Genomic DNA, 9,723 nt, shown 5'->3' on the forward strand with positions numbered 1-9,723 from the left:
CAGATGAAACTCAGCCTGGGACCGGTCCTGTTTTACTGGGACAAAGCGCAACTGGGGAATTTCTACGCCGAGATGTCGGCCTTGCCGCTGGATGTGATTTACCTGGGGGAAACCGTGTGCTCAAAGCGCCGGGCATTCTCCCTGGATCAATGGCTGGGCCTGGGGCGCGAACTGCAAGCGTGCAGCCAGGCACAGATTGTGTTGTCGAGCCTGACGCTGATCGAAGCGGCCTCGGAGCTGTCGTCCTTGCGTCGGCTGTGTGACAACGGCCAATTGTTGGTGGAAGCCAATGACATGGGCGCGGTGCAGTTTCTCGCTGAACGCAAGTTGCCTTTCGTGGGCGGCCCGGCGTTGAACCTGTACAACGGCCATGCCCTGGGGCAATTGCTCGACAGCGGCATGATTCGCTGGGTACCACCTGTGGAATGCTCGGCGGCGCTGATCGGCGATGTGCTGGAGCAGGTGCGGGAAATGGAACGCGAGGTCCCCGAGGTGGAGATTTTTGCCTACGGCCACTTGCCCCTGGCTTATTCGGCACGCTGCTTCACCGCCCGGGCCGAAAACCGGCCCAAGGACGACTGTCAGTTCTGTTGCATCAACTATCCCGACGGCCTGGCGTTGAGCAGTCAGGAGGGCCAGCAACTGTTCACCCTCAATGGCATTCAGACGATGTCCGGTGAGGTGACCAATCTGTTGGCCGATTACCCCGCGCTGATGGCCAGTGGCGCCGACGTGCTGCGTCTGAGCCCGCGCGCCCAGGGCATGGCCGAGGTGGTCAGGTCCTTCGACAACGTTCGCCAGGGCGAGGCACCACCGCTGTTTGTGGCCGGTTGCAACGGCTATTGGCACGGTCATGCCGGTATGTTGAAAGTTGAGGAGGCGGGCCTGTGCTGAGTCGAAAAAAATGGTTGCTCAAAGGCGCTGACCGGGTGCTGCCGCTGGTGGGCAAGGTGCCGTTTGTCGTACAGCGCCTGGCGTTGCAGCAGGCGCTCAACCGTTGCCTGGCCGAGCCGCTGCGCGATGGCGGGTTCGAGGTGTTGCGCGGGCGTTGGCTATGCCTGCGGGTGCCGGACCTGAAGTTGTGCTGGTACCTGACGCTGTCGCGGGATGGACTGCGCATTGCCGAACAAGCCGAAGCCCAGGTCAGCATCAGCGGCAACTGGCGTGAATTTCTCTTGCTCGCCAGTCGGCAGGAAGATCCCGACACGTTGTTCTTCCGGCGACGCCTGGTGATTGAGGGCGACACCGAATTGGGGCTGGCGCTGAAGAACCTGATCGACAGCCTCGACCCGGAGGTCTTGCCGCCCTGGTTATGGCGCAATCTGGAACGGGCGGGCAAGGGATTGGCGGCGGCCTGATGAAAGCTCCAGGCTCACTGCCCCTGGTGTACTCCTGTTCCGGTTGTTCCAACGTGGCGCAACTGGCCAACACCGTCGCCCTGCGCCTGGACCGCGCCGGCCTGGCCGAGATGTCCTGCATCGTCGGGGTCGGCGGGCATGTGCCGGCACTGGTCAACAAAGCGCGCTCGGGGCGGCGGATCATCGCGCTGGACGGTTGTCCGTTGCAGTGCGTCCAGGCGTGTTTGCAGCAGCATGATCTGGAAGCGGATGTGCATGTGATTTTGAGCCAGTTGGGCTGGCGCAAGCGTTTCGGCGTCGATTGCACGCAAGAGGAGGGGGACGCGTTGTTTGAGCGGTTGATACCGATGATCGTTGAAAATGACACAGCAGATAGTGAGTCTGGCTGAGCCTGTGGCGAGGGGATTTATCCCCGCTGGACTGCGAAGCAGTCCCAATGCGCTGTGTCAGACAGTTTGAATAGGGGCCGCTTCGCGCCCCAGCGGGGATAAATCCCCTCGCCACAAGGGAATTGGGGCTGCGCGGGTTATTGCTGGTAAGCGTCCAGCTCATCTTCGGCCAGGATGCGAATGTTGCGCCGCTCCATGGCAATCAGGCCACCGTCTACCAGGCGATGGAGAATGCGCGAAAAAGTCTCTGGCTGGATTCCCAGCTTGGAGGCCACCAGGCGTTTGGACACCTGTAGCACCACCTGGCCGTCGCGCGGGTCGCGTTCCTGAAGCAGAAAGTTGATGACCCGCCGGCTGGCGCTGGCCAGGGTCAGGTTGTCGATGTCCTTGAGGCGCTGGTGCAAATGGATACTCATGCTCGCCAGGATCGCCAGGCAGACCTTCGGCTGGTCTTCCAGGGCCTTGCGGTAATGAGTGCCTTCGATACTCACCAGTACGCTGTCCTTGAGCGCCGACGCACTGACCGGGTAGCACCGGGCCTGGCTGAACAGCAGAGCCTCGGCGAAGGTCTGCCCGGGCTGGATGATTTCCACCAGGTTTTCCTGGCCTTCACCGGTGACCCGGAACAGCTTGATCTGACCGCTGACCAGCAGGAAAAACCGCTTGGCCGGGTCGCCCTGGTGCATGAGCGTGCTGTTGCACTCCAGGCGTTTGAGCACGGCCAGGTTGCACACGTCTTCGAAGACCCGCTCCGGTAACTGGCTGAACAGGTGATGACGACGCAACAGTAAAACGATGGAAGGATGAGTCAGCATGGCGTACCTCCGCGTGCCGTCATGGTAGAACCCCACGCGCCCCCGGCCTATGCCTCCGCAGGCCTACCTCGGAAGAGGGAGGTGCGTCCCCGCTCAAACACAAGCCCTGTGGGAGCGAGCCTGCTCGCGATAGCGGAGGGTCGGCTTGCAGGGATGTTGAACGTGCCGCCGTCATCGCGAGCAGGCTTTGCTCCCACAGGAGGTGTGGTTTGCCGGGCTAGCCCACTCCGCGCAGATGCTCCATGGCCCACACGGCGGCTTCGACCCGTGAGCGCAACCCCAGTTTGTGCAGCAGGTTCTTCACATGGACCTTGACCGTGCCTTCGGTGATGCCCAGCTTGTGGCCGATGACTTTGTTGCTGCAGCCGCCGGCGATGGTCTTGAGTACCTGGCGTTCGCGTTCGGTCAGTTCCACGTCGGCCTGGCGGGGAGGGGAGCGCAAGGCCTGGGCCATGACGCGGGTCAGGCCGGGGCTGATCACCAGCGCGCCGTTGAGGGCATCGCGGATGTACTGCACCAGCAACTCCGGCTCCATGTCCTTGAGCAGGTAACCGTTGGCATCCAGGCGCAGGGCATCGCGAATGTCGTCCTCGGCGTCGGATACGGTGAACAGCAATACCTTGCCGGTGTAATGCATGGCCCGCAGCCGGCGCAGGGTTTCGATGCCGTTCATTTGCGGCATGTTGTTGTCCAGCAGGACCAGGTCAGGTTTGAGCGGTTCGATCAGTGTCAGGGCTTCTTCGCCGTGGCTGGCTTCGCCGACGATGTGCAAGTCGTCTTCGAGTTCGAGCATTTGGCGGATCCCTCGACGCATCATTGGATGGTCGTCGACCAGCAGGAGGGTGTGACGCAGGGGGGCGTTCATGTTGCGAGACCTTCGCTGTGTTGGCCCAGGAATTCCGGTTGGAAATGCACCTGGATACGGGTGCCCTGGGGCGTTCGGGAGATAATTTGCAGTTGGCCGCGCAAGCTGCGGGCCCGTTCGTTCATGATGTTCAGGCCGTGGTGTTCGCGCTGGTCCACTTCGCCACTGAAGCCCCGGCCATCGTCTTCGACCGACAGTCGCACGGTTTCGCCTTCCTGGCGCAGTTCGAGCCAGGCGTTCTCTGCGTGGGCATGGCGCAGGCAGTTGGAGAGCGCCTCGCGGGTGATCTGCAGGATATGGATCTGCTCACTGGCCGACAGCTCGAAGGCCAGCGTGTCGACGAACAGATGCACCCGGAAATCGCCCCGGCGGGAGAATTCTTCAGCGGTGTCCTTGAGTTCCTGGACCAGCCCGTCGTCGTGGATCTGCAAGCGGAACGTGGTGAGCAGCTCGCGCAACTGCCGGTAGGCATTGTTCAGGCCTTCGCGCAGTTCGGCGGTGACGGTTTCCAGGGTTTGCACCGGTTCGCCGCGACGCATCAGGGTTTGCATGCGGCTGACTTGCAGCTTCATGTACGACAAGGCCTGGGCCAGGGAGTCATGCAGTTCGCGGGCGATGATCGTGCGCTCATCGAGCAACAGCAGGCGATGGTCCTGTTCGCGCTGGCGCTTGAGAGACAGCGAGGTGCCGATCAGGTTTGCCAGGGCCTGGATCAGTGCGGTTTCCCAGGGTTGCGCCGCGTGACCGTCGACAAAATGCGCCTTGAGTTCACCCAGTTCCGTGCCCTGGTTACTGATGCTGAACGTCTGCGGCCGGGCGCTGTGGTGTTTCTGGCAGGTGGCGCAATCGCTGCTGGCGCAGACCTCGCGGCTGTTGGCGCCATGCAGCGACAGCAGTTGCCGGGCGGGCGCCTGCAACTGGCCTTGCAGACACAGCGACAGGCGCAGGCCCGGCAGTCGCTGCTGGAACCGGCTGATCAGTTCATCCAGCCCTTCGGCATTGGCCTGCCGCGTGGCCAGGCTGCGGCTGCTCTGGTACAGCAGCTCCAGGGCGGCATTGGCCTGTTGCAGGTTCAGGGTCTTTTGCTGGACCTGATTCTCCAGGGTGCGATGGGATTGCTCGATGGTCTCGGCCATGGTGTTGAAGCTGGTCGCCAGTTGGCCCAGTTCATCCTCTGACTGATGGTTGACCCGCACCTGGAATTCGCCACGGCGAAAGCGCTGGGTGGCGTCCACCAGTTCCTGCAAGGGCGTGACCACGCCGTACTGCAATTCATACAGACCGATCAGCAGGATGATCATGGTGGTGAACAGCGCCATGCCCTGGATCGTCTGTTGCCAGGCTTGCTTGTGCTCGCTCTGGCGTTGCAACAGGGTGACGAACTGGTCCAGTTGCGCAACGAAGGAAGCGGCACTGGACTGGAAGAACGCCGAATCGCCGCGTTCGATCGCCGGGCGCAAGGTCTGGTTCCAACGCTGCATGAGGCTCTGATAACTCTGATGCAGGGAGGTCGCCGGTCCGTCTTCCAGCACGGCGCGCAAGGACGGGCTTTCGAGACGTCGTTGCAGGCTGTCGATGATCGCCGGGACATCGTCGCTGGCCCCGGCTGCCAGTTTCCAGCTCAGGTGATAGGTCTCCATACGCACGGAACCGGCGGTGTTGATGGCGGCCGCGTCGCCCTGGCTGAACCAGGCAATCAGACCTGCGCTCAAGGAACTGGCCAGGGCGAGGATGGCGATCAGGATCACCGCCAGCCCGGCGCGAGCGGGCAGGGAACTGCGCAGCCACCGCATCATCGAGACTGGCCCTGGAGGAAATTCTGCAAACCGAACATGGGGACGCCCTGGCGTTGGGGGGGTATAGCAGCCGATCCCGGGCGCACTACCTCTAAAGAGTTGTCGGCCGCTACGTTTCGATAAAAGCCACGGCCGAAATGTTCAAAGCCTTGATAAATAAAGGTTCTTATCAACTTCAGGCTCTACCCCCTAAGAGGTAGACGGGCCCAGCATAGGCCAGTACCGCCGGGACGCACGTTGACCCAGGTCAAGTTTTTACGGGGTACGCATCACTAGGCTGCGCTCATCGAACTGACGGGGAGTGCATCGAGATGCGAGCGCAAGTGCAACAAGGGTTGGTGCTGGGGATGAGTACCCTGGCCTTCACCGTGTGCTTCATGGTCTGGATGATGTTTGCCGTGCTCGGTGTTCCGATCAAGGAAATGCTGGCGCTCAACGAAACCCAATTCGGTCTGCTGGCCGCCACGCCGGTGCTGACCGGTTCCCTGGTGCGCTTGCCCCTGGGCCTGCTGACCGACCGCTTCGGCGGGCGCATCGTGTTCTTCCTGCTGATGCTCTCCTGTGTGCTGCCGTTGTACCTGATCACCCTGGCCACGGCTTTCTGGCAGTTCCTAGTGCTGGGCCTGTTTGTCGGGCTGGCCGGTGGATCGTTCTCGGTGGGCATCGCTTATGTGGCCAAGTGGTTCGACAAGCAGAATCAAGGCTTCGCCATGGGTGTGTTCGGCGCGGGCAACGCCGGCGCCGCGCTGACCAAATTCCTCGCTCCGGCCTTGATCGCCTTCGGTTCCTGGCACCTGGTGCCGAAGGTGTTCAGCGCCATTCTGTTCATCACCGCGCTGCTGTTCTGGTTTCTCACAACCGAGAAGAAGGAGCACAGCGGCACCGGCGGCGCCACGTTGCGCGAGCAACTGAAAACCCTGAAAGAACCAGCGGTGTGGCGCTACTGCCAGTACTACTCGATCGTGTTCGGCGGCTATGTAGCCCTGGCCCTGTGGATGACCAAGTACTACGTGCAGGAATACGGCTTCAGCCTGCAAAGCGCGGCGCTGCTGGCGGCCTGCTTCTCCCTGCCCGGTGGCGTATTGCGGGCCGTCGGTGGCTGGATGTCCGACCGCTGGGGCGCCCAGAGCGTGACCTGGTGGGTGTTGTGGGTCAGCTGGATCTGCTTGTTCCTGCTCTCGTACCCACAGACCCAACTGCAAGTGCAGACCGTCAACGGCACGGTGGATTTTCACATCGGCCTCAACGCCACGCTGTTCACCGTGCTGCTGTTCGTGATGGGCATCGCCTTCGCGTTCGGCAAGGCCTCGGTCTTCAAGTACATCGCCAACGACTACCCGAAAAACATGGGCGCGGTGTCCGGCATCGTCGGCCTGGCCGGCGGCCTGGGCGGGTTCGTGTTGCCGATCATGTTCGGCGCCCTGGTGGACCTCACCGGCGTGCGCTCGTCCTGCTTCATGTTGATGTACGGCGTGGTCTGGGTCTCCCTGACCTGGATGTACTTCAGCGAAGTTCGCAAGCGCCCGCTGCTGGGTAAACAGCCGCCGGCCAGCCAATCCCCGTTTTCCAGCATTGCCCAAGGAGAAGAACATGTCCGTTCTGCAAACGCCTGAAAAGGGCCCGGTCATTCATGACTGGCGTCCGGAAGACCCCGCGTTCTGGGGCAAGAGTGGCAAACAGACTGCCCGGCGTAACCTGTGGATTTCCATCCCGGCGCTGCTGTTGGCCTTCGCGGTGTGGATGGTCTGGAGCACGGTGATCGTGCGCCTGAACGCCATCGGTTTCAGTTTCAGCACCGACCAGTTGTTCTGGCTCGCGGCGTTGCCGGGCCTGTCCGGCGCGACCTTGCGCATCTTCTATTCGTTCATGGTGCCGATCTTCGGCGGTCGTCGCTGGACGGCCCTGAGCACTGCGTCGCTGCTGTTGCCGGCGCTGTGGATGGGCTTTGCCGTGCAGGATCCGGCCACGCCTTACAGCGTGTTCGTGCTGATCGCGCTGCTCTGCGGCTTTGGCGGCGGTAACTTCGCCTCGAGCATGTCCAACATCAGCTTCTTTTACCCCAAGTCCCAGCAGGGCACGGCCCTGGGCCTGAACGCCGGGCTGGGCAACCTGGGCGTGTCGGTGATGCAGTTCAGCGTGCCGCTGGTGATTTCCTTCGGCGTGTTCGGCTTCATGAGCGGCCAGCCGCAGGTACTGGCTGACGGCAGCTCGCTGTGGCTGCAAAACGCCGGTTTTATCTGGGTGCCGTTCATCCTCGCCGTGACCGTGATTGCCTGGTTCGGCATGAACGACCTGTCCAGCGCCCGCGCTTCGTTCAGTGAGCAGGCAGTGATTTTCAAGCGCAAGCACAACTGGCTGATGTGCTGGTTGTACCTGGCGACCTTCGGCTCGTTCATCGGCTTCTCCGCCGCGTTTCCGCTGCTGATCAAAACCTCGTTCCCGGAAGTCATCGCCCTGAAGTTCGCCTTCCTCGGTCCGCTGGTCGGTGCCCTGGTGCGGCCACTGGGTGGCTGGCTGGCGGACAAGCTCGGCGGCGCGAAGGTTACGTTGTGGAACTTCGTGCTGATGATCGCGATGGTGTTCGGGGTCCTTCATTTCCTGCCCCAAGGCGGCCAGGGCGGCAGCTTCTACGGCTTCCTGGGGATGTTCATGTTGCTGTTCGTCACCACTGGCGTGGGCAACGGGTCGACCTTCCGCATGATCCCGGTGATCTTCCGCACCCTGCATGAAAAAGCCAGCCGCGGCCAAAAGCCCGAGCTACGCGAACAAGCGCTCAAGAACGCCGGCAAGGAATCGGCCGCAGTGCTGGGTTTCAGCTCGGCCATGGGCGCCTTCGGCGCGTTCTTCATCCCCAAATCATTCGGCACTTCGATGGCCCTGACCGGCGGCCCGGAGATGGCCTTCTACATGTTCGTCGGCTTTTACCTGAGCTGCATCGTGGTGACCTGGTGGTGGTATGCCCGCAAGGGCGCCGCAACACCGTGCTAAGCCGAACCTAAACCTGCGTGGGCGGGGCGCAGACCCCGCGGAGCAAGCCTGAGAGGAACACACTGTGAGTCATTTACTGGATCAACTGCGGTTTTTCAACCGCAAGCAAGGCGAGTTTTCCGACGGGCACGGCGAGACCCGCAAGGAGTCCCGCGACTGGGAGAACGTCTACCGCTCCCGCTGGCAGTACGACAAGATCGTGCGCTCCACCCATGGGGTGAACTGCACCGGCTCGTGCTCGTGGAAAATCTACGTCAAGAACGGCCTGATCACCTGGGAAACCCAGCAGACCGACTACCCGCGCACCCGTAACGACCTGCCCAACCACGAGCCGCGTGGCTGCCCTCGTGGCGCCAGCTACAGCTGGTACATCTACAGCGCCAACCGGCTCAAGTATCCGAAGATCCGCAAGCCATTGCTCAAGCTGTGGCGCGAAGCCCGGTTGACCCTGCCGCCCGTGGAAGCGTGGGCCAGCATCGTCGAAAACAAGGCCAAGGCCGACTCGTATAAAAGCAAGCGCGGCATGGGCGGTTTCATCCGTTCCAACTGGGAAGAAGTCAACGAGATCATCGCCGCCGCCAACGTCTACACCGTCAAGCAATACGGCCCGGATCGGGTGGTTGGCTTCTCGCCGATCCCGGCGATGTCGATGGTCAGCTACGCCGCGGGTTCGCGTTACCTGTCGCTGATCGGTGGCGTGTGCCTGAGCTTCTACGACTGGTACTGCGACCTGCCGCCAGCCTCGCCGATGGTCTGGGGCGAGCAGACCGACGTGCCGGAATCGGCCGACTGGTACAACTCCAACTACATCATTGCCTGGGGCTCCAACGTCCCGCAGACCCGTACCCCCGACGCGCACTTTTTCACCGAGGTGCGTTACAAGGGCACCAAGACCGTGGCGATCACCCCGGACTATTCGGAAGTCGCCAAGCTCACCGACCTGTGGCTCAACCCCAAGCAGGGCACCGACGCGGCACTGGCCCAGGCTTTCAACCATGTGATCTTCAAAGAGTTTCACCTGGACAAGCCCAGCGCCTACTTCACCGAGTACGCCAAGCGCTACACCGACCTGCCGGTGCTGGTGATGCTCAAGCCGATGCTCGGCGTGGCGCCGGGCTCCGGCTACCAGCCTGATCGCTTCCTGCGCGCCAGCGACCTGACCAACAACCTCGGCCAGGACAATAACCCGGAGTGGAAAACCATCGCCCTGGATGCCAGCGGTGAACTGGTTTCTCCCCAAGGCTCCATCGGCTATCGCTGGGGCGAAGAGGGCAAATGGAACATCCTGGCCCGTGAAGGCGGCGAGGGCCGTGAGATCGACCTCAAGCTCAGCCTGATTGGCGATGACGTGGCTGAAGTGGCCTTCCCGTATTTTGCCGGTGAAGCCCAGGAGTACTTCCAGCATGTGGCCGGTGACGCGGTGCAGTACCGCCGGGTGCCGGTGCACAACGTGGTGCTGGCCGACGGCAGCGTGGTGAAAGTCGCCACGGTGTTTGACCTGTCGGCGGCCAA

Annotated in this window: 9 protein-coding genes; 6 read left to right on the forward strand and 3 right to left on the reverse strand. The window is 62.2% G+C overall.

Annotated elements, in window-relative coordinates; genetic code table 11:
• Positions 1 to 3: 3 nt before the first annotated feature.
• The 3 genes from GSM73_RS09780 to GSM73_RS09790 are packed head-to-tail and all read left to right on the forward strand — an operon-like array spanning position 4 to position 1,747.
• Positions 4 to 894 (forward strand): U32 family peptidase, encoded by an 891-nt coding sequence (locus tag GSM73_RS09780; RefSeq protein WP_047225849.1) that lies wholly within the window; start codon positions 4 to 6, stop codon positions 892 to 894.
• On the forward strand, positions 888 to 1,358 hold the full coding sequence (locus tag GSM73_RS09785; protein WP_047225850.1) for an SCP2 domain-containing protein: 471 nt from the start codon (positions 888 to 890) through the stop codon (positions 1,356 to 1,358). The genes GSM73_RS09780 and GSM73_RS09785 overlap by 7 nt, the downstream gene beginning before the upstream one ends.
• Entirely contained in the window at positions 1,358 to 1,747 is a 390-nt protein-coding gene (locus tag GSM73_RS09790; RefSeq protein WP_076384509.1) for a putative zinc-binding protein, read from the forward strand. Before GSM73_RS09785 ends, GSM73_RS09790 begins: the two co-directional genes overlap by 1 nt.
• Positions 1,748 to 1,884: 137 nt before the next feature.
• Here the strand turns inward: GSM73_RS09790 and GSM73_RS09795 are convergent, their stop codons facing one another.
• From GSM73_RS09795 to GSM73_RS09805, 3 genes are all read right to left on the reverse strand, one after another.
• Positions 1,885 to 2,562, reverse strand: coding sequence for a Crp/Fnr family transcriptional regulator (locus GSM73_RS09795; RefSeq protein ID WP_047225852.1), 678 nt, complete (start codon positions 2,560 to 2,562; stop codon positions 1,885 to 1,887).
• 217 nt (positions 2,563 to 2,779) lie between these two features.
• Complete coding sequence (narL, locus tag GSM73_RS09800) at positions 2,780 to 3,427, reverse strand: two-component system response regulator NarL (RefSeq protein WP_047229176.1); 648 nt, start codon at positions 3,425 to 3,427, stop codon at positions 2,780 to 2,782.
• On the reverse strand, positions 3,424 to 5,223 hold the full coding sequence (locus tag GSM73_RS09805) for a HAMP domain-containing protein (protein ID WP_160892329.1): 1,800 nt from the start codon (positions 5,221 to 5,223) through the stop codon (positions 3,424 to 3,426). Before GSM73_RS09805 ends, narL begins: the two co-directional genes overlap by 4 nt.
• Before the next feature lie 311 nt (positions 5,224 to 5,534).
• On the opposite strand from GSM73_RS09805, the gene GSM73_RS09810 reads away from it, so the two are divergent.
• The 3 genes from GSM73_RS09810 to GSM73_RS27150 form a co-directional block, all read left to right on the forward strand.
• The gene (locus GSM73_RS09810) at positions 5,535 to 6,836 is read left to right on the forward strand and encodes a nitrate/nitrite transporter (RefSeq protein WP_047229174.1); all 1,302 of its coding nucleotides are present in this window, start codon (positions 5,535 to 5,537) and stop codon (positions 6,834 to 6,836) included.
• A complete protein-coding gene (locus tag GSM73_RS09815; protein WP_160892331.1) occupies positions 6,814 to 8,211 on the forward strand; it encodes a NarK family nitrate/nitrite MFS transporter in 1,398 nt (465 codons plus the stop codon). The genes GSM73_RS09810 and GSM73_RS09815 overlap by 23 nt, the downstream gene beginning before the upstream one ends.
• Before the next feature lie 64 nt (positions 8,212 to 8,275).
• Positions 8,276 to 9,723: molybdopterin-dependent oxidoreductase (locus GSM73_RS27150; protein WP_372241373.1), on the forward strand; the 1,448-nt coding region annotated here is incomplete at its 3' end.

Source organism: Pseudomonas sp. PICF6 (assembly GCF_009831705.1).
In the GTDB taxonomy this organism is placed as follows: Bacteria; Pseudomonadota; Gammaproteobacteria; order Pseudomonadales; family Pseudomonadaceae; genus Aquipseudomonas; species Aquipseudomonas rhizophila.